The sequence below is a fragment of the Actinomyces sp. oral taxon 448 str. F0400 genome (genome assembly GCF_000220835.1).
Lineage (GTDB): Bacteria > Actinomycetota > Actinomycetes > Actinomycetales > Actinomycetaceae > Actinomyces.
Genome location: NZ_GL985606.1, coordinates 334,676 through 355,375, shown reverse-complemented (window position 1 = coordinate 355,375; position 20,700 = coordinate 334,676). Strand labels below are relative to the sequence as shown.

Here is a 20,700-nt window from a genome sequence, read left to right as displayed (position 1 = left end):
CCGCGTGGCAGGCTTGGACCGATGACTGACCCCGCCGCCTCCTCCGCCCCTGCCTCCTCTTCCGGTTCGTCCGCCGCGCCGGACCGGGCTCCCGCCCCCGATGTCGTGGAGCGCGCGCTCCTCGACGATCCTCCCGACGCCGGCGGTCTGACGCCGGCCGCCCGTCATGCGCTGCGTGAGCTGCCGCCGTCGTTAGCGACCCTGGGGAATCTGTTCATTCGCGCCGGGCACGAGCTCTCCCTCGTGGGCGGACCCGTACGTGACGCGTTCTTGGGTGTCATGCCCCACGATCTGGACTGCACGACCTCGGCCCGACCGGAGCAGACCGAGGAGATCCTGAGCGCGTGGGGCGACGCCTGCTGGGACGTCGGCAGGAACTTCGGCACGATCGGGGCACGCAGAGGCGGTGTCGTCGTCGAGGTCACGACTTACCGCACTGAGGAGTACGAGGTCGACTCGCGCAAGCCGGCTGTGGCCTACGGGGACACTCTGTCCGGTGATCTCACCCGCCGCGACTTCACCGTCAACGCGATGGCGCTGCGGCTGCCCGACCTCGTGCTCGTCGACCCCCACGGGGGCCTGGCCGATCTGCGCGCCGGGGTGCTGCGCACGCCCGTGAGCGCCGTGCAGTCCTTCGACGACGATCCGCTGCGCATGATGCGGGCCGCGCGCTTCTCCGCTCAGCTGGGTTTCGACGTCGAGATGGACGTTATGAATGCCATGACTCGGATGGCTCCGCGCCTGGAGATCGTTTCGGTCGAGCGCGTGCGCGCCGAGCTGGAGCGCCTGCTGGTCTCGCCGTGGCCGCGGCGCGGGCTCGAGCTCCTGGTGCACACCGGGCTGGCCGACGTCGTTCTGCCCGAGCTGGCCGCCCTGCGGGAGACGGTCGATGAGCACCATCGCCATAAGGACGTCTATGAGCACACCCTGACCGTCCTCGACCAGGCCATGGGCCTGGAGACGAGGGCCGACGGCCCGGTGCCCGCCCCCGACCTCGTGCTGCGTCTGGCCGCGATCATGCACGACGTTGGCAAGCCGGTCACGCGGCGATTCCTGCCCAACGGCACCGTGACCTTCCACGGTCACGACCATGTGGGGGCGCGCATGACGAAGAAGCGGTTGCGCGCGCTGCGCTTCGACAAGCAGACCATCAAAGACGTCTCTCGACTGGTCGAGCTGCATCTGCGCTTCCACGGGTACGCCGATGCGGGCTGGTCGGACTCAGCGGTACGGCGCTACGTGACCGACGCCGGAGAGCTGCTTGAGCGGCTCCATCGGCTCACCCGCGCGGATGTGACCACGCGCAACAAGCGCAAAGCCCGCATGCTCGACGCCGCCTACGACGATCTCGAAGCGCGGATCGCGGCGCTGCGTCAAGCCGAGGAACTGGCGGCCATCCGCCCGGATCTGGACGGCCGGCAAATCATGGATGAGCTCGGCATCGAGCCGGGGCCGGTGGTGGGCGAGGCCTACCGCTTCCTCATGGATCTGCGCATGGAGAAGGGGCCGATGGGCGAGGAGCTGGCGCGTCAGGCGCTGCGCTCGTGGTGGGCGGCGCGCGACGACGAGGGGTGAGGGTGCGAGCGGCCGTGCGCCCGGAAGGCCAAGATGCGAGCGGCTTGCAGCTGCGCTTTTCGACCTTGAGGTCAGTATCCTGCTTCTTTCGCGATGCAGGACGAGCCGAAGCGATCACGTGCGGACGAGGCGTTGACGCACGTCGGTTTTTCACATACACTGCACCCGTTGATCGCGTCGACGCTTCTTAGACCCTGACCCCTAGTGCGTAAGGAAGAACAATGGTCGATCATGAGTCCCAGGGCGATGTTCAGTTCGATGAGAAGGCCCTGGCTCGCGTCATGGGCCGGGCTTATGCGGACGATGCGTACCGCGAGGTTCTGACCTCCTCTCCCTCGGAGACACTCGAGCAGGCGGGTGCACTCGCGAGTGGCTCTATTGCGACGGCGGCCCTGGATGCCGAACTCGAGGATTGGGACTACGCCGTGCATCACGATGAGAACGGTGCGCATCTGCGCATCGGTCTGCCCGATCTGGAGGAGGAGCTCGACACCTCCGTTCCGGAGGATGGTTTGACCGTCGCCTGCTGTTGCTGCTGCCCCTGCTGACACGATTGTGCCGTTTCAGCCCGCAATTTCTCGATAGGACAGCCCTGTGACCGATCAGGAACTGGAAGAGGACCGGCGTTACGAACGTAAGCGACGACTGAAGCTGATCAGACGGATCGTCCTGATCGGAGGCGGAATCATCGTGTTCATCGCCTTCAACTGGACGTGGTTGGTGAGCCAATTTTGACGAACGCATCCGTGGTTGCACATAACTGGGATATTAAGAGTCCCGAATGGTACGCGGACGCACCGAGGATGTGGGACGATCTCGCAGGTGTCGGCAGTGCTGTCATCACTGTGGAGGGCACTCAATGGACGCTGGTGGGCGCTTATGAGCAAGCACGTTCCATACTTCAGGACGGCGTGAGTTTCACCTCCAGTGGTGAACGCATCCTTCTCGAAACTGTGCGCGGTCGGGGCGGCGCCAGCACCAAGGGAGGCGGCAGCGCCCTTCCGCCGTCCCTTCTCTCATTCCGAGAGGACAAGGAGTCCCGCGGCATCCGTAAGTCCCTTCGTCAGGGTCTGGACGAGCTCCCTGCGGCCTTCGAGGAGGACGCCTCCCTCTTCCAAGAGCTCGAGACCCGGCTCGCTGTGACGGAGTGCGTCGATCTGTCCGAGACGGCCCTGTCGTTGTCGACGACGTCGATGTCGTTGCTCCTCGGCGTTCCCGCGGGTGTGACCGCCGTGTACGAGGCGTGGATTCGTGACGGCGGTCGTCGTATCACCGACACCGTGCTCCATCAGCGTGTGACTGCCGCTCTGACCGATGCGCAGTCCGGATTGATGGCGGGTCTCCTCTCCCGCGGATGGTCGGCCCCCGACGCGGCGTGGGCTCTCGTGTGGCTCTCTCGCGCCTCCGTGCGAACATTGGCGCGAGCCCTGTGCAATACCTTCCAGACGTTCTCCTCCGAGCCCGGCCTGCCGCAGTTCCTGGATGCGGGCGGCGACGTGAACGCCGCTGTGAATGAGATTCTGCGCCTGAATCCGCCGACGTCGGCTCTCGGTCGTCTTGCCGTCGGTGAGCAGGAGGTCGGCGGTCGCATCGTCCCCGACGGGAGTCTCGTCGTACCAGTCCTCGCGGCGGCTCAGCGAGATCGCTCGGTCTTCCCCGCGGGAGCCGTGTTCCGACCCGAGAACGACGGCCGGCCGCTGCTCGCCTTCGGCTGGGGTCGGCACAGCTGCCTTGGTGAGACTGTTGCGCGCAGTCTTCTGGCAGTCGTCGTGGCCTTCATACGCGATCGTCGTCTCGCATTCGAGTCAGCGGGTCCGGCGGTGCGCCACCCCTCGTTCTGCTTCTCGTCGTGGGATCGGCTTCCGACGAGAATCACCCGCCTTTCTCGGAGTGCAGGTTGACCACCACCGTTTATCCGCATCGGGAAACGCGTACGATCATTTTCTCGGACAACCTGCCGGCAGGGCGAACCGCGACCATCTTCGATGTCACCGGCCCCGTCACGACCAGCAGTATCAATCTGTCGGTGGCGCCGTACGGACCCGTATCGGTGCGCGCGCAAAGGCTCCTCGTGTACTCCGACGATCTTACTGAGCCGGCGATGGACGTACCCATTGCCGATCTCGCCGGTCTCACCCATGGCCGAGTGTCCCCGATGCGGTCCCGATATGCGGAGAGCTCGGGGTCAACCGTGACGCTCATGTGGCCGATCTCCGCTCGGGAGCACCTGCGGATGAATGTCGTCAACGAGTTCTCGGCTCCCGTTCCCTTCGGAGCCTCCATCGACTACCGTCGCGTGTGCGAGACTCCCTATCTCGCAGCGGCGTTCACCGTCTCCAAGCCCCCCTTCGGCCAACCCGTTGAGATCTCCCTGCCCAAGGGGGCCCGAGAACTCGTGGGACTCGTCGTCGGCGTACAGCCCTCCGACAATACGAGCTGGTGCGGGGAGGGCCGCATCATGCTGGATGATCAGGTGCTCGCCGATGGCCTCGATATGCTGGCCGGAACGTCGTTGGACGTGACGCAGTGGTTCGGATCGGACAGGGGGGCGTCGGTCGCCGTCCGGATGGAGGGGTCCGGGAGCGGGCACGACCTCCTCGGGATTTACCGCTGGTTCCCCCACGGTGTCGTGGTGGAGGAGCCGGGGCGACTGATGATCGAACAGCTCGGCCGCATCGTCCGGGTGCACGACGGGACCTATACGTCAGCGAGGGCTCCGCGCTCAGACCGTTGGGAGATCGTCACGATCACGACTCACGACGCCCCTGCGAACGTCGAACGCTTCGAATACTCCGCCGCCGAGGCCGAGAAACTGGTGGCGCGGAGGGACTACGAGGAGCTGACCGCCCGCGAGCACCTGTGGGGCCGTATGCAACAACACCGAGCTCAGGAGCCTCAATGAGTGAATTGGCACTGGACGTCCACGACCTGGCCGTGCATTACGGCAAGTTCGAGGCGCTTAAAAGCGTCGATCTCAGTGTCGCCTATGGACAGATCGTCGGTATTCTCGGGCCGAACGGTGCGGGTAAATCGACGCTGGTCGACGCGCTTGTGGGTGCGCACCGCAAGTCCGCGGGAACGATTCGGACGCTGGGCTGCGACCCCGTGAAGGAGGCGGCGGCGCTGCGCCCTCGTCTGGGCGTGGTGCTGCAGAGCGCGGGATTCCCGCCGGGCCTCAGGGTCAAGGACATCGTGCGTTCATGGAGGCGCTATACGCCGACCGTGACGGTCGACGAGGTGAATAACCTCGTGCGGGATGTGGAGATCACTCGGCTGATGAATCGACCGCTGTCCTCGCTGTCCGGCGGTGAGCTGCGCCGTGTGGACATCACCCTGGCGCTGGTCGGGAGTCCTGAGCTCTTGATCCTCGACGAGCCGACCACGGGATTGGACCCGACGTCACGTCAGCGCGTGTGGGACGTGATCGTGCGTCAGCGGGACCGCGGCGCGACTGTCCTCCTGACCAGTCACTATCTGGAAGAGATCGAGGCGCTGTGCGATCGGGTCTTCGTTCTTCGCGGAGGGGTGATCAGCACCTCGGGAACTCCCGGAGAGTTGGCTCGATCGATCCCGTCGCCTCGTCGCTGCTCCTTCCGGCCGGCTTCCGGACGGAATGTCTCGCAACTCGGACTTTCCTTCGGGGAGGGCCTCGAGTCGCAGAGCGACGGCTACTGGGCCTGGAGCACCCCGACGCCGGCGGCGGACGTGCGTGAGCTCATGGAGCGTGCGCAACGGACCGGATTCGAGATCGAGGACCTCACAGTGGCGCCGGCGACCCTCCAGGCCGTGTACAGCGCACTCGTGGGTACGGACGCGGACTCCCACCAGGCCGCCCCCGCGCGGCACCATGCGGAACACTCTCGGCAGACCGAGGAGAAGCTCTCATGACGACAACGACGCAGCATCGCCGTCCGGCTCCAGCGCATTCGTCGCCGCGATCATTCATGATCACCATATCAGCCCAATTCAGACTTCAATGCCTGGGATTCTTCAGGAACTCCCGTTCGCTGTTCTTCACAGTGGCTTTCCCCATCGCGCTGGCTCTACTCTTCGGTATTGCCAATGAGCACGAGTCCATGCCGTTCCAGGGGACGAGCACGACGGTCGAGTACGCCAGTTGGACCGCCCTGGGGCTCAGTGCCTACGTCCTGCTCATGGGCGGTTTCGTCAAGGTCGCCGGCGATATCGCCTCGCAGCGCGAGTCCGGACTGCTCAAGCGCATCCGTCTGCGCGGCTCCTCGGATGCTGCTGTGCTGGCGGGCTACGTACTCGCGGGTCTGCTGGTCTCGATCGTGTGTCTCGTCCTCCTCCTGGCGGCCTCGGTCCTCTTCCTGAAACTTCCCGCACCCGTGCATCCCGGCGGCGTGATCCTGGTCGGAGTGGGAGGTGCGATCCTATGCACCACCATCGGGCTCGCCTACTCCGCGTTCATCCCTTCGGCAGAGGCGTCCCAGATGCTTCTCCTCGTACCCACGCTGATCCTCATGTTCCTATCCGGCGTCTTCGAGCCCGACTGGCTGGTACCCGATACGCTGCGGGACATCGGCAGCTTCTTCCCGGTGCAGTACCTGGCCGACGCCGCCCGTTCGCAGTGGCTGGGGGTCGATCTCATTCATTCCACCATCAATGGGGACTCGGTGACCGTCGGCAGCGCTCAGGGGCTATCGATCCTCGTCGGACACGGCTTGTGGGTCTGCCTCGCCTGGTTCGTCGTCTCGCTTGTTGCAGCGGCTCGTTTCTTCCGCTGGGACGCCCGTGTGAGCCGTTGATGCCATGACGAACGCCGTAGCGAGCACCGAGGCGTTCTCCGAGAGCGACGACTTCGCGGTGATGCCGAATCCGCGTTACAGATACGTCGAACGGAACTCGGAGCGCAGTATCGCCGTCCTGGCCGATCATGATCTTCGTGAGATCAAGGGAGACGCCGCCCGGATTCTGCGGGCCTGTCTCACCGGCGAAATGCACGACCTGATCAGTGGTGACACAATGCCCCTGGCCGCCGCCTACGGTGCGGTGGAACTCCTCAGGCGCCTCGGTATTCTCGTCGACGAATACCCGGTCGCCCGGTTGGGCGACCGCTTCCCGGACGCATCGTCGTTCCCCCGACGAACTCACGTCATCGACCTGCTCGGATCGCAGGACCTTGTCGCAGCGCTCTCCCGCGCGCTCGTCGGTCTCCAACCGGGAATCAATGTCGACATCGTCCTGGTCGACGACTACAAGGCACGGGCCTGCCGGCGCGCCCTCGATGAGGCGGGAGCACGCGGCGATGCCGTCGCATTCGGCGCACTCGTCGACAACCGACTCTTCGTCGGACCGTTCGCGCCCGCGGGGTCGGGCGTCCTCGACGACCTGATCTTCGCGTTGCGTTTCAACGACAGGGCGGCGCAGATCGGCGGAAGCGTCCTGCGCTCTCCCCTGCCGCTGGATCGCATCCGAAAGACCGCCACCCCCTTCGCTCTCACCATGCGCGAGCAGCTGGACGAGTGGTTCACGAGAGGACACTGCCGAGCCGAAGAAGCCATTATTGAGTTGGTCGAGATCGGATCGGGTCGCAGGGTCCACCCTATTCGTCGTCAGCCGCACTCCCAGGATGTCGCGCCCGCGACAGAGGCGATTCCACTCGACCTGCGCACGAGAGGAACCGATGCCATCGGACGCTCCGTGTCCACCGCGGACTTCCTCGAGCGCAATGCGCACCTCCTGTCCGACGTCACCGGTGTAGTCCGCGAACTGGAGCGCCTCGATGATCCGAACGATCCGGACAGTCCAGCTCACGTCTACGTAGCGGGGCATAACTGGGCACTGCGCACAGATGATCCGGCCGTCCTGCGAAGGAGCCTGCGAGGCCAGTCGGGGGGCAAGGGCAGAACTGATGCGCAGGCCCGGGCCGGTGGACTGGCGGAAGCCGTCGAGCGGCACAGCGCCATCGCAGTGGGCCGAGAGCGCCGAAGGCGCGCCCGCTTCACCGATCTGCCTTCCGCTGTGCACCCGAACGCCGTCCAGCTGTTCTCCGATCGACAGTTCGCGAGTCGGGAGGAGCGGAACAGGGCCAACGACCTCTACAACTACATCCCCGAGCCCTTCGAGGAGAATGCACTGGTCGACTTCACGCCCGTGTGGAACCCGGTGGACGGATCCACGGCCTGGATGCTGACCGCACTGTGCTATTTCATGTTCCCGAACGCCGCGGCCTCCCCGGGCTCCGTGGATGGCGTAGGCCGGCGATTCGCCAGGGCCGACTCGAACGGGTACGCGGCCGGGGCCACCAGGGCGGACGCCGCCTTCCAGGGCCTCGCCGAGCTGATCGAGCGGGACGCCGTCGCGCTGTGGTGGTACAACCGCGTTCGCAGGCCCGCCGTCGACCTCGAATCCCTGGACGACGACTACCTCCGTTCCACTAAGCGATGGCTCGATACTCTGGAGCGGGACCTGTGGCTTCTGGATCTGACGACGGATATCGGGGTCCCCGTGGTGGGAGCGGTCAGCCCCGCCCGGGACGGGGGAGCCTGCGACCAGATCCTCCTCGGATTCGGAGCGCATACCGACGTCCGCCAGGCCGCGGTCAGGGCCGTCGCCGAGGTGCTGCAGTTCCGCGCGTCAATACCGCCGGAGGTCTGGCATCGGCCCGACGCCGGCCGGCCGTCGGGAGGCGAGGCCATCGAGTGGCTCACCCGTGCGAGACTCGCGCAGAACCCGCACCTGGTGCCCGACTCCTCCGCTGCGCGCACCCCCGCGTGCAGTGGTTCATCGCCCACTGTCGAGTACCTGATAGAGCGGGTCACCAGCACCGGTACCCCCGTCTACCTCCTCGACGCGACGCGGGACGACGTCGGAGTACCCGTCGTCCGCGCGATCGCGCCAGGACTGCGTCCCTGGTGGTCCAGGCTCGCCGATGGCCGCCTCTACGAGGTGCCGGTCGCACTCGGCTGGCGGGAGACGAGGATGGAGGAGCAGGAGGCGAATCCGATTGCAATGTTCTTCTGACCCGGATGTCGCCCTTGAGGTGGAGAATCCCGATGGGGGAGAATGGCTGGACCTCAGAACTCTGGGTGAAGGCCTGACTCCCGCCGAGTACTCCATGCGCTACGGTCGGTTGACGCGCCTGGCCGGGACGGGGCGGGTCCGCTCCCGTATATCGGTTGGAGACGATGTCATTGCCACGGTCACGGGTCCGCACGCCCTGCTCGACAGCGCGCCGGACATCGACGCCTCCGGACTGGAAGCCAGCCCGGACGTCTACATGCGCCCCCGCCATGGCGCGTTCATCGTGGCATGCCTGTCGACGCGCGCCGTCGTTCATATGAGTTCTCCCGGGGCGTCGTATCTCATGGCCCCGGACTCCGCTCCCGAGGGTGTGCTGTCCGCCTTCACAGCGCTGAGACTGCTGGCACATGCGGGCGCGTCCACCGCCCTCACCGACCCCGCGGACGACTGGTGGTCTTTCGACGAGGCCCTGCCGCTGATCCGTTCTCGGGCCGGCACCCACGTGGGCGCGTACGGAGGAACCTACCGCCGGTCTAAAACGCACGGGGGCATGCCGACCGTTCGCAGGCCCGTCGTGCGCGCGGGCACCCGGGAGGAGACGGTGAACGTCGAGTACCCCGACGACGGGTTGAGCCTGTCAGCGGCACTCGGCGAACGCCGGAGCAGACGGGAGCACGCGGGTGACCCCGCTGAACTGTCCGACGTCGTACAGGTTCTGGCCCGCTCGGCCATCGGAGCAAGAATCGGCACGGGACCCCAGGGCGAACACCTGTTCCGCTTCCCGTACCCCTGCGGCGGGTCGCTCGGTGAGCTGGACTTCGTCATCATCGCCAATCGCGGCTCGCACCATGGCGAGCCCCTGTCCGGCCGCGCCTTCGAATACTCCCCGCTCCGCTCGACCCTCAGCGAGCTGACCACGGATCCGGTCGGCGTGCGGGAGACGGTGCGCACATACTCGCAAATCGCCGGAGTGGCGGCCGATGAGCTGCAGTACGTGGTCGTGGTCCTCGCCGACGCCGCCCGAGTGCTGGCGAAGTACGAGTCGGTCGGTCCAGCGCTGATCCTCAAGCACGTCGGTGCCTGGATGCAGACCATGTACTTGTGCGCGGAGGACTCCGATCTCGGCGTGTGCGCCTTGGGAGGAGGTCCCGGAGACGTTCTGCCGCGCCTGTGCGGTGCCGACATCGACGACCCGACGCGCGCGGTGGCGGTCGGCGAGATGATCGTGGCCGGCCGCGCGGAATGAGCGGAGCATGACCGCCGCGCGAGTGCATCGTGACATGAACAGGATCCGCTCCTTTCCGCTGCGCAGCGCGCAGCAGGGCGGTTGAGGACGGTGCCGCGGCCGTGAGAGAGGATCGGGGTACAGGGAGGCGAAGGCGGACAGGAACATGGCGTGCTTGAGGCGCCGGAGTCCACCGAGGATGAGGTGCGCATCGTGAGTGGGTTCGGATGAGGGACTCTTCCCGCCCAGGTGGTGCGAGCGAGCCGACGACGTCGGGATCTGCGGCTGCAGGGGCGGTCCGGAGCCGGGTAGCCGCATCCACACTCGCTTCATGCCTTCTTACCTCGTTCCCTGGAGGCGTCCAGCGGGAGGCGAAGGTGCGGAGCAGACGCGGGTGGCCCGTGGCACTCACCCGTGGATGAGATCCCGATCGTCCCGGTATCGTGTCGCCATGCGCGTGTACAACTTCTCCGCCGGACCCGCTCAGCTCCCCCTGCCCGTCCTGGAGCAGGCTGCCTCCGAGCTCACGGACTGGCGAGGATCCGGGATGAGTGTGCTCGAGGTCTCCCACCGCGGGAAGGACTTCGTCGAGTGCGCCGCCGACGCCGAGGCCGCCCTGCGCTCGGTTGCGAGCATTCCCGACAACTACAAGATCCTCTTCCTGGCCGGTGGCGCCACCGGCCAGTTCACCGCCGTCCCCGCCAACCTCGCCGCCCGCGGTGAGAGGGTCGCCTTCCTCAATACCGGCCAGTGGTCGGCCAAAGCCATCAAGGAGGCTCGGCGTCAGGGCGTCGCCGTCGACGTGATCGCCGACGAAGCGGCCTCCTCCTACACCACCACTCCCGGTCCGGGCTCCTTCGTCGTCCCCGCCGACGCCGTCTACCTCCACTACACCCCCAACGAGACCATCGGCGGCGTCGAGTACCCCGACATTCCCGACGCCGGCGACGTCCCGCTCGTCGCCGACATGTCCTCCGCCTACTTCTCGCGCCCCATCGACATCTCCAGGTTCGGCGTCGTCTACGGCGGCGCTCAGAAGAACCTGGGCCCGGCGGGGCTGGCCGTCGTCCTCGTCCGCGAGGACCTCCTCGACCGGGCCCGCCCGGACGTCCCCGCCATCTGGGACTGGAAGGTCATGGCGAACAAGGACTCCATGCTCAACACGCCCCCCACCTTCTCCGTCTACTTGCTCGACCTGATCGCCCACTGGATCGAGTCCACCGGCGGCCTGGCCGCCATGGGCGAGCGCAACCGGGCGAAGGCCGCGCGTCTGTATCGGGCCATCGATGCCTCGGACTTCTACACCAATCCGGTCGAGGAGCGCTCCCGTTCCCGGATGAACATTCCCTTCACCCTGGCCGACTCGTCACTCGATGCCGACTTCCTCGCCGGCGCCGAGTCCGCGGGCCTGACCAACCTCCAGGGGCACCGCAGCGTCGGCGGCATGCGCGCCTCCATCTACAACGCCATGCCCATCGAGGGCGTCCAGGCCCTTATCGACTACATGGTCGAGTTCGAGCGCACCCGCGCTTGAGGATGCCCGACGTCCGGCGCCGGCCGGTGCGCGGCGGCCTCCGCTTGACCGCCGATGCCGTTACGCCGTCGCCCCGTCGACAGCCGCCGACCGATCCCATCGCCCCTACGAGCACGAGCCAACCACCGCGCACCTCAGCGAAGGACCCTCATGACGACCCGTAAGCAGTTCCGCGTCCAGACCTTCAACGCCATCTCAGGCGCCGGCCTGTCCCGCTTCCCCGACGATCTCTACGACGTCGGCGCCTCCTTGGCCGACCCCGACGCCCTCCTCGTGCGCTCGGCCAAGCTCCACGACACCCCGATCCCCGACTCCGTCCTGGCCGTCGCCCGCGCCGGCGCCGGCACCAACAACATCCCGGTGGCTGACATGACCGAGCGCGGCGTGCCCGTGTTCAACACGCCCGGCGCTAACGCCAACGCCGTCAAAGAGCTTGTGCTGGCGGGCCTGTTCATCGCCTCGCGCAACCTCATCCCCGCCGCGCGTTTCGCCCATACCCTCGAGGGCGACGACGCCGCCATCGCCAGGGCCGTCGAGGCCGGTAAGAAGCAGTTCATCGGTTTCGAGCTGCCCGGCCGCACCCTGGGCGTCATCGGCCTGGGGGCCATCGGCGTCCAGGTCGCCAACGCCGCCCTCGGCCTGGGGCTGAGCGTCGTCGGTTTCGACCCGGGCATCAGCGTCGAGCACGCCTGGCATCTGAGCGCCGAGGTCGAGCGCGCCGAGTCCATCGAGGATGTCTTCAGGCGGGCTGACATCCTCACCGTTCACGTCCCCCTCATCGAGGCGACTCGCGGCCTGGTATCCACCCAGCGCATCGCGCTCATGAAGGACTCAGCCGTCATCCTCAATTTCGCGCGCGCCGAGATCGTCGACGAGGGCGCCGTCATCTCCGCCCTCGACGCCGATGCCCTGCGCGGCTACGTCTGCGACTTCCCCTCCACGAACGTGCACAAGCACCCAAAGTGCATCTCCCTACCGCACTTGGGCGCCTCCACCAGGGAGGCCGAGAGCAATTGCGCGATCATGGCCGTCGACGAGCTGCGCGGCTTCCTCGAGGACGGACAGGTCCACAACTCCGTCAACTTCCCCGAGGCTGTCATGCCCCGGGAGGAGGGCACGCACCGCGTGCTCATCGTCAACCGCAACGTGCCCAACATGGTCGGCCAGGTCTCCACGATCGTCGCCCAGCACGGTGAGAACATCGCCAACCTGCTCAACCGCTCTCGCGGCGAACTCGCCGTCACCCTGGTCGACGTCGAGGGTGAGGTCGAGCTCCCGACCCTGGAGGAGCTGCGCGGTATCGACGGCGTTCTGTCGGCGCGTCTCATATCCGCCGCCTGAGCCGGACTCGCCGGTCGAGGCCGGCCCGCCCGCTCCGAGTCCGGGCTGACACCGCATCGCCGGGCTGGAAGGATGCCGGTATGATTCATCACCTCGAGTTCGCAGGGTGGCGTCTGGCCATCGCCTGCGATGGTCCGGTCGTGAGCACGACCGGCGCGGAAGCGATCGTGTCCGCCGGCCGCCTGACCGTCCTGCACGACATGCCCGATGCGCTGGTCTACCGCACCGGCCAGAACTCCTGGTCCCCCGCGGGATGGCGCCGCCTCGGCGAGAGCCCCATGAGGATCTCCGATCCGGCGCGCCGGCGCACCGCCGACGACGATATCTGGGACGACCCTGTCCGCCATCACAGCGCCTGGCTGACCGTTCTCGCCGAGGACGACAGGAGCGGCGAGGAGGACGGACGGGCCCTTCTGGTCGGCTGCCTCGAGGGAGACACACCGCGCGTACGCGCCGACACCGCCGCCCTCGAGGCCCTGACCGAGACGGGAAGCCGGGCCGAGTGGATGATCCGGGTCGGGACCGTCACCGAGGTCCTGGTCGCCTACGCCCGCGCCGCGGGCCGGCACCTGGGACGCCGCCCGATTAGGCCGCGCAGCGTGTGGTGCTCCTGGTACTCCTACTACGAGGACGTCTCGCAGGCGGCCCTGGAGGACGAGCTGGACGCCATCGCCTCCCTGGGGGTCGACACCCTGCAGATCGACGACGGCTGGGAGGCCGCCGTCGGGGACTGGGCGCCCGGCGAGCGCTTCCCCGACGGCATGGCCCATATCGCCACCCGCATCCGCCGGGCGGGCATGGAGCCCGGGTTGTGGCTGGCGCCCTTCATCGCCCTGTCGGGTTCTCGCCTTGCGGCCACCCGGCCCGAGCTCTTCGTGACCGGTCCCGACGGCGCCCCGGCTGTGGCCGGCTCCAACTGGGGCACCACCTACCATGCCCTGGACCTGACCCGGCCCGAGGCGTGCGACGTCGTGCATGAGACGGTCGCGCGGGCCGTTCACGAGTGGGGCTTCGGCTACCTCAAGTTGGACTTCATCAACGCCGCGGCGATTCCCGGTCGCCGCCACGAGGAGATCGACCGGGAGCACGCCTACCGGCGCGGTATCGGGGTCGTCCGCCGAGCCGCGGGCGAGGAGGCCTTCCTCCTCGGTTCCGGCGCCCCTGTGATGCCCTCGATCGGGCTCCTCGACGCCGTCCGGATCGGCCCCGACGCCGCCCCCATGTGGGACAACTACGCCACCGACGACCCGTCCGATGCCATGGCCCTCAACGCCCTGCGCACCAGCATCAACCGATTGTGGCTGGGCGAGGTCATCGGCATCGACCCCGACGTCGTCTTCTTCCGGCACCGGCGCAACCTGCTCAGCGACGAGCAGATGCGCTGGCTCCAGGAACTCGCCGCGGCATGCCGCTTCCGCTGCCTGTCCGACCGCCCCGCGTGGCTGGATGCGCGGGAGAAGGACGCTGTGCGCGCCTTCGTCGCCGGTCACGAGGACGTCGACCTGACCGGTCGCTACCGGTTCCGACTCGACGGGCGCAAGGTCGACCTGACCGACGCGGTGCTCGGCGGCGGCTCCCGCTACCCGCTGTGAGCGGGTCGGGGCGACCGGCCGAGCCGCCCCGTCATCGGGCCCGACCGGGGCGCGGTCGTGCTCGAGGGCGAGCGGGGCCGACCTCACGGCGGGGCACCGAGCGGCCGCGGACACCGCCGTCGCCCGATGTCACACGGCGCCGCTTAGGCCGCCTTCGAACAGGTGCGTCAGTCTTGCACCATGCGCCTGACCGCTGACCTCAAGGATCTCGCCACTGTCCCGGCCTTCCGCGCCCTGCTCGGCGTCCGCCTCGTCTCCCAGACCGGCGACGGCATGGTCCAGGCGGGGCTGGCGACGCTCTTCTTCTTCCGGCCGCAGAACATGACCGACGCGGCCGGGGTCGCTGCCGCGCTGGTCGTCATGCTGCTTCCCTTCTCCGTCGTCGGCCCCTTCACCGGCCCTTTCATCGACCGCTGGCGGCGGCGCCAGACCCTCCTGGTCGGCAACCTCGTACGGGCCGGCCTCATCGGAGCCACCGCGCTGTGCCTGAGTACCGTGGGAATCGGACCGCCCGTCTACGCCCTCGTTCTCATCGCCCTGGGCGTCAACCGTTTCCTGCTGTCCGTCCTATCGGCCGGGCTGCCGCAGATCATCGACCACGAGCGCCTGCTGGTGGCCAATTCCATCGTGCCGACTCTGGGCGGCGCGGCCAGCGCAATGGGTGCCGTGCTCGGCATTCTCATGCGCCTGACACTGCCCGAGGGAGCCCAGGACACGGCGAGCCTCGTCGCCGCCGTCGCGCTGTACACGCTCGCGGCCGGGGTCGTCACGCGCCTGGGCCGGGACGAGCTGGGGCCCGAGCGGGTTGACCGCAGCACGGGCCTGGCCCCCGCGCTGGCCGCGACCGCCGACGACCTTGCCGCCGCCGTCCGCTATCTCATACGCCGCGGCACACCCGGCCTGGCCCTGATCACCATGGCCCTGCACCGCTTCGTCTACGGCATGGAGCTCATCACGCTCATTCTGGCGGCGAGGAATCTGCTCGCGGCACCCGAGAACGCCGACGTCGGTCTGGCCCTCTTCGGCACCCTCATGGGGGCGATGGTGGCCGGCCACGGGCTGGCGGTCGTGCTCACCCCGCTGGCTCATGAGCGGGTGACGCCCCCGACCTGGGTCGTCATGTGCCTGATCGGCGGAACCGTGGGTCAGATCGTCCTGGTGGTGACGCACTCGGTCACCGCGATGACGGCGGGACTCTTCGTGTTCGGCGTCGGTGTGCAGGGCGCCAAGATCGCCGTTGACACGATTGTGCAGGCCGACACCGCCGACGCCTTCCGCGGCCGCGCCTTCTCCATCTACGACGTCCTGTTCAACTCGGCCGAATGCCTGGCCGCGGGCGTATCCGTGCTCGTGCTCCCCGACGTCGGCTGGTCGCGGACGGTTCAGGCGGTGCTGGTGGTCGTCGTATGGATGGTGGCGGCCGGCTACCGGTGCGCCGTGCGCCGGCTCGGCGGGGGGCCGCGCGACGTTCCTGCGGTGTGACGATGGCCGAGACCGTGCAGCGAGGGCCCGGGCACGACTGCGGCCCGCGGCACCGGGTTGTCTCTCCCGGCCCGCGGGCCTTCGTCGTCGAGGGACTCGCCGCCGGGTTCCCAGTCCCGGGGGAGTGCTCCTCCTTCGCCGGAGCGACCGAACCGGGCTCCCTAAGACCCGGTCCGTCTCGGACACCAGCCGGTCGTCGGGTTCCCCAACCCTCGCGGCCGGCTCCGTCCGGCGGCAGGAATCATGTAACCCGGTTCGGCTGGGAGCTCGCCCCTGTACGACCTGGCAAGTTCCTGTGAACGTCGGACCGGTCGGTCGGGGCCGGGGCGCACTCGCGTGGAGCGGCGCGGGCTCGTGCGTGGCGGCGCCGCGATCGTTTGACCCTCACGCGGCGTGAGGGACAAATCTGATCGTCGTGAGCGATGCTGGGACGGTGAGGAGCACGACGACGCGGGGCGAGCCCGCGGACGATGCCGATGGGCTGACGGTCGGCCGGACCGCGAGACTGGTCGGCGTCAGCGTGCGCACCCTGCATCACTGGGACGAGATCGGCCTGGTGAGACCGTCGACCCGGTCCTGGGCCGGTTATCGGCTCTACGACACCGACGACGTCGCCCGGATCCATCAAGTGCTCGTCTACCGGGAGACCGGGATGAGCCTGGCCGAGATCGCCCGGATCCTCGATAGCCCCGACGTCGACCCTCGTGCCCACCTGGCACGCCAGCGCGAGCTTCTGACGGATTGCATCGCCCACCTGACCCGGATGCTCCGGGCTGTGGACACGATGATGGAGGAAACCATGAATGAGACCGACCTGACTGCCGCGCGGCGGGCGTCGATCTTCGGTACCGACTGGGGCGAGCAGTGGCGCGAGGAGGCGGAGGAGCGCTGGGGCGGCACCGATGAGTGGGCCCAGTCCGAGGCTCGCAAGGCGGCCATGACGCAGGAGGACTGGGCACGCGTCGCACAGGAGAGCCTCCAGCTCATCACCGCTCTGGTCGATGCCAAGCGCGAGGGCGTGAAGCCCGGCTCAAGGCGCGCCAACGAGCTCGCCGAGCAGCACCGGGCCAGCATCGATCAGTGGTTCGACACGACCCACTCCAAGCAGGTGCTCATCGCCCGCGGCTACGTGGCGGACCCGCGCTTCACCGAGTTCTACGACGGTCACGAGGCAGGCCTGACCGCCTGGCTCAAGGAGGTCATCGACGCCAACGCCGCGGCTCATGGGGTGGACCCGGCGAATGCGTGTTGGGAGTGACCGGCGCGGAGCCTCGAATCGAAATCGACATTTCGGATCGAAGTCGGCTTTTCGGGCTGAGGGTGACGACGCCGTCGTCACCCTCAGCCCGAAAAGCCGATCTCGGCGGGGAGACCGGCCGGGCGGCGTCAGGCGACGTCGATCGGCGCGCCCTCGGCCAGGGCGGGCTGGAGGCCGAGCGTGCCGACCAGATGCGCGCGGTAGGCCGGTGAGGCGACCCTATCGAGCCAAGCGCGCGCCGCGCTCAGACGTCCCTCGATGTCCAGGCGGGTGGTGACCTCGTCATTGCCCTGGGTGGTGGTGAAGCGAGTGAGCGCCCGGATCGAGGCCTCGGCCTGCTTGCGGTCCCGCTCCACCTTGGCATCCACGCGCGCCGCGTACCAGTCGGAGGCCAGAATGTTCTCCCGTTCGAACAGGGCGCGGAACTCCGGACTCGCCAGCGTCCAGCCCTCCGCCGAGCGCCCCGAGTACATGATCTCCAGCAGCGCCCGCAGCGGCGGGACGGCCCACTGGATGGAACCGTCGTCGACGTAGTGCTTCGCCACGGTCTGGTGGGTGGCCACGATGACCTCCACGGAGTCGGCGAAGATCCCCGGATCCTGCAGCTCGGGTCTCAGCATCTCCTCGGTGAACACGACGTCGGGGTGCAGGAAGATGCGCCCGAAGTACGTCGCTGCGAAGGCCTCGTTCATGCGGTAGCCCAGCCGCGAGGCCTCGATGCGGCGGCCCTCGTAATCGAAGTCCTCCAGGCGCTGGAGGAAACCGGCCTCGATAAGGGTGCGCGCGTCGCGCTCCCGAGGTGTCATACGCGAGAAGATCTCCGGCACGAGCAGCGAGATGTCATGGGCGACCTTGACCTTCGGGCCGATGTAACCGGCCGAGGACAGCCAGCCGTCGTAGCCCCCCAGCGCGTAGGACAGCAGCGAGGCGTTGAGATCGTAGACGGGCGGCAGCGCGTTGAACGGCGACTTGGTCAGCGCCCCCTCGCTGCCGGCGCCCGTCGTCGAGGGCGATTTGCCGGTCATGGAGGAGATGAACTCCATGAACAGCTCGGGCGGCTCCATGTAGTGCAGGGGGTTGTAGGCGCACAGTGCGGGCACGCCCGGTTCGGGCGGATTGTTGCGGCGCCCCGCGGCGACGACGTCGACGCTGTGGCGCGCCGGCTCGGTCAGCGGCGTGTTGCGGTACAGGTGGGAGGACAGGTCGGCCAGCGCGACGTCCTCGGGGTGAGCGATATCCGGGCGGATCTGCAGGTAGCGCGGGTTCTTAGTCGGCGCGCCGCCGACCAGGCGCGGGTTGGCCGTCGAGGTCCAGTAGATCTCCTGGCGCGGGTCGTCGGCCTCGGGGAGGGCGGCCGCGCGGCGCACGAGGTTCTGCATGGGCTCGGTGAAGCGGGACAGACCGGGGGCGTCGGCGACCATGGCGCGGGCGTCGTCGGGAGTCAACGGCTGAAAGTTGGAGATGAACAGGTCCGTGTCCGACTCACCGGACATGTCCTTCTCGGTCTGCTTGTCGTAGCCGCGCACGATGGCGTCGTCGGGACGCTGGAAGAGCAGGGACTCGCAGTTGGTGACGAACTTGCGCGATGCACTCGCCCCGGCCGTCGCGGCCGAACCGCCGGGCGCCACGATCGAGGCGGTGATGTCGTCCTCGGTCTGGACCTTGGCGGCCGGTGAGAAATCCGGGCGCAGGGACAGCAGACGCCAGGCGCCGTCATCCTCGAATCCCACCCGCAGCATGTTGACCTTCACGGTCTCCCCGTCCAGCCGGAGCTGGTTGGACTTGCGGCCATTGACCACGCCCACCGAGAAATGGCTGCGCCAGTCGGAGCCCCAGCTCGGCTGGTAGTAGCGCTTGATAATGAAGATGAGCTCCTTGACATGGGCCGGGATGGAGGCGAGGAAGTCGTTGTACTCGGCCGTGTACATGCTCGAGGGCGTCAACAGCTTGATGACGCTCCCCAGTGAGCGCCGCTCGGAGAGGATGGAGCGGTGGTGCGCGCTCTCATTGGCCTTGTCGACGAAGCGGTGAGTGTAGTCGCCGTCGAGGATCTTCTGAACGGCGTCGAAATCGGCGTCCACGTCGCCGACGTAGGCCTCGCCGAAGACGAAGGCGTCCAGGAGCGACTTGGAGATCTCCGACTTGCCCCCGCCCGAGACGGTGGCCGGCTTGTGCGCCTGGGTGGCCCACGGAGCGGTGCCCACCAGATGCCACTGGGTGGCGTCGCCCTCACGGTGCTTGGCGTGGATCCGGTACCCGCTCGGGGTGACGTAGACCTCGCCGACCAGCAGCGGGATGGAGGCCTCGCCGCCGTCGGCGCGGGCCCAGGTGATCGTCTGGGTGCGCATCGAGAAATGGGCGCCGCCGGGCACCAGGACGATCGTGTCGTCGTCGGTCTTGACCGCCGAACCGTCCGCGCGCGCCTGGAAGCGTCCCTGGTTGCGCTCCAGCACCCGCTCGACCGTGGCGTTCGCGGGGGTGTGCGCGTCTGTGTACTCCTGGCCGAGGTTGTAGCGCGGGTAGGCCAGGGCGCCGCCGGAGTGCTCCTCCTCCACGCAGCCGAAGAGGTTGGCCGAGTAGCCGATCTGGGTCTTGACCTCCTTCTTGCAGTAGCCGTAGTAGTTGTCCGCGATGATGGTGACGATGACGCCCCGCTCGTCGCGAGCCACGAGTTTGAAGGCCTTGCCGTCGTTGTAGAGCTCGGCCTCATCCTTGAAGCACATGCCGTCGCGGCGCTGGCGCTCGGTGGCGTCCTCGAAGCGCGGCAGCCCCAGCTCCTTCTTGGTCAGGGTGGTCAGGTGCGGGGCGAGGATGACGCAGCCGGTGTGGCCGGTCCATGATTCCGGCGCCAGGGAGGCGTCGTTCTCCGGCAGGTAGGGGTCTCCGCCGTTGCCGAAGATGCCTTCGACGAAGTCGAGATTGGACACCAGGCCGCCGGGCGCGATGAATCGGATCTCCATGCGGCGCTCGGCGGAGAAGCCGGGCACCTCGGGGACGACGACGGGGCGCAGCAGCAGAGAGACGAAGCAGCGAGCCGGCTCGGGCTGGTTCGAGGCCCACGGCAGCGTCATGAGGTTGTCGGGGGCGTCGACGGCGGCCGCGAGCACGCGGGCGAAGACGTCTCGGGGCACGGCCTTCTTGTCGTCGGGGATGGGCAGTCCGCCCTCGGCGACGTGGAAGACGCCCGCCGTGGTGCGCCGATCGTTGCGCGGGTTGTGGAGCACGCCGGAGAGCACTTTGTAGCTCTCGACGTAATCGGAGGTGAAGCTCGTGGCATCCACCGGCAGGGACAGCGCGCGGGCCAGACCCGGCTGGTCCAGGACGAAGGTCGAAGCGGGCAGCCTGGGCTGGGCGGCGGCGCCGTCGAGGTAGGAGTCCAGGAAGGCCTGGATGCGGCGGTCCGCGGCGCACGGGCGGTTGGCCAGACGTCGGGTCAGCTCTCGCTGACGGGCCAGGATCGGTGCCACGAGGCGGTCGGTCTCCCGATCGAAGTCGGAGCGGGCGGCATGATCCGGGACGGGGGCGCCGAGCAGTTCGAGGCGCAGCGCGATGGCTGAATTGGCTGAGGTGGTCGTTGCGGGGGTGGTAGGGGATGAGTTCATGACCCGAGCCTATCGGCGAGATGCGTCACGCACGTGCTCCGCTCCACCGATCGGGTCCGTCTCCATCGGCTGAGCCCCGCCCTCCGGCCGACGTGCCGGACACC

15 protein-coding genes are annotated in these 20,700 nt (G+C 68.0%); 14 read left to right on the top strand and 1 reads right to left on the bottom strand.

Going from position 1 to position 20,700, the window contains the following annotated elements; genetic code table 11:
* Positions 1–21 precede the first annotated feature (21 nt).
* The 14 genes from HMPREF9062_RS01575 (at position 22) to HMPREF9062_RS01515 (ending at position 16,994) form a co-directional block, all read left to right on the top strand.
* The gene (locus HMPREF9062_RS01575; RefSeq protein WP_009748247.1) at positions 22–1,575 is read left to right on the top strand and encodes a CCA tRNA nucleotidyltransferase; all 1,554 of its coding nucleotides are present in this window, start codon (positions 22–24) and stop codon (positions 1,573–1,575) included.
* Between the two features lie 221 nt (positions 1,576–1,796).
* On the top strand, positions 1,797–2,123 hold the full coding sequence (locus HMPREF9062_RS01570) for a DNA-formamidopyrimidine glycosylase (protein WP_009409873.1): 327 nt from the start codon (positions 1,797–1,799) through the stop codon (positions 2,121–2,123).
* Between the two features lie 46 nt (positions 2,124–2,169).
* Complete coding sequence (locus HMPREF9062_RS12755) at positions 2,170–2,310, top strand: hypothetical protein (protein ID WP_009409872.1); 141 nt, start codon at positions 2,170–2,172, stop codon at positions 2,308–2,310.
* An 11-nt stretch (positions 2,311–2,321) separates the two neighbouring features.
* Positions 2,322–3,476: a cytochrome P450 gene (locus HMPREF9062_RS01565; protein WP_172634820.1), complete on the top strand. Its 1,155-nt coding sequence runs from the start codon at positions 2,322–2,324 to the stop codon at positions 3,474–3,476.
* Complete coding sequence (locus HMPREF9062_RS01560) at positions 3,473–4,477, top strand: DUF2961 domain-containing protein (protein ID WP_009409870.1); 1,005 nt, start codon at positions 3,473–3,475, stop codon at positions 4,475–4,477. Before HMPREF9062_RS01565 ends, HMPREF9062_RS01560 begins: the two co-directional genes overlap by 4 nt.
* Positions 4,474–5,463: an ABC transporter ATP-binding protein gene (locus HMPREF9062_RS01555; RefSeq protein WP_009409869.1), complete on the top strand. Its 990-nt coding sequence runs from the start codon at positions 4,474–4,476 to the stop codon at positions 5,461–5,463. Before HMPREF9062_RS01560 ends, HMPREF9062_RS01555 begins: the two co-directional genes overlap by 4 nt.
* A gap of 56 nt (positions 5,464–5,519) precedes the next feature.
* On the top strand, positions 5,520–6,344 hold the full coding sequence (locus tag HMPREF9062_RS01550) for an ABC transporter permease (protein WP_009409868.1): 825 nt from the start codon (positions 5,520–5,522) through the stop codon (positions 6,342–6,344).
* A 4-nt stretch (positions 6,345–6,348) separates the two neighbouring features.
* The gene (locus HMPREF9062_RS12025; protein WP_009409867.1) at positions 6,349–8,562 is read left to right on the top strand and encodes a YcaO-like family protein; all 2,214 of its coding nucleotides are present in this window, start codon (positions 6,349–6,351) and stop codon (positions 8,560–8,562) included.
* Entirely contained in the window at positions 8,546–9,808 is a 1,263-nt protein-coding gene (locus HMPREF9062_RS01540) for a nitroreductase family protein (RefSeq protein WP_172634819.1), read from the top strand. Before HMPREF9062_RS12025 ends, HMPREF9062_RS01540 begins: the two co-directional genes overlap by 17 nt.
* Before the next feature lie 430 nt (positions 9,809–10,238).
* Positions 10,239–11,321 carry a 3-phosphoserine/phosphohydroxythreonine transaminase gene (gene serC, locus HMPREF9062_RS01535; RefSeq protein WP_009409865.1) on the top strand — a complete coding sequence of 361 codons (1,083 nt, stop codon included), beginning with the start codon at positions 10,239–10,241 and terminating at the stop codon, positions 11,319–11,321.
* 150 nt (positions 11,322–11,471) lie between these two features.
* Entirely contained in the window at positions 11,472–12,662 is a 1,191-nt protein-coding gene (locus tag HMPREF9062_RS01530; RefSeq protein WP_009409864.1) for a phosphoglycerate dehydrogenase, read from the top strand.
* 80 nt (positions 12,663–12,742) lie between these two features.
* The gene (locus HMPREF9062_RS01525; RefSeq protein WP_009409863.1) at positions 12,743–14,254 is read left to right on the top strand and encodes a glycoside hydrolase family 36 protein; all 1,512 of its coding nucleotides are present in this window, start codon (positions 12,743–12,745) and stop codon (positions 14,252–14,254) included.
* 180 nt (positions 14,255–14,434) lie between these two features.
* Positions 14,435–15,736 carry an MFS transporter gene (locus HMPREF9062_RS01520; RefSeq protein WP_009409862.1) on the top strand — a complete coding sequence of 434 codons (1,302 nt, stop codon included), beginning with the start codon at positions 14,435–14,437 and terminating at the stop codon, positions 15,734–15,736.
* A 433-nt stretch (positions 15,737–16,169) separates the two neighbouring features.
* Positions 16,170–16,994 (top strand): MerR family transcriptional regulator, encoded by an 825-nt coding sequence (locus HMPREF9062_RS01515; RefSeq protein WP_034253499.1) that lies wholly within the window; start codon positions 16,170–16,172, stop codon positions 16,992–16,994.
* Positions 16,995–17,122: 128 nt separating this feature from the next.
* Here HMPREF9062_RS01515 and HMPREF9062_RS01510 read toward each other — a convergent pair whose 3' ends face one another.
* Positions 17,123–20,596 carry a hypothetical protein gene (locus HMPREF9062_RS01510; RefSeq protein WP_009409860.1) on the bottom strand — a complete coding sequence of 1,158 codons (3,474 nt, stop codon included), beginning with the start codon at positions 20,594–20,596 and terminating at the stop codon, positions 17,123–17,125.
* Positions 20,597–20,700 lie beyond the last annotated feature (104 nt).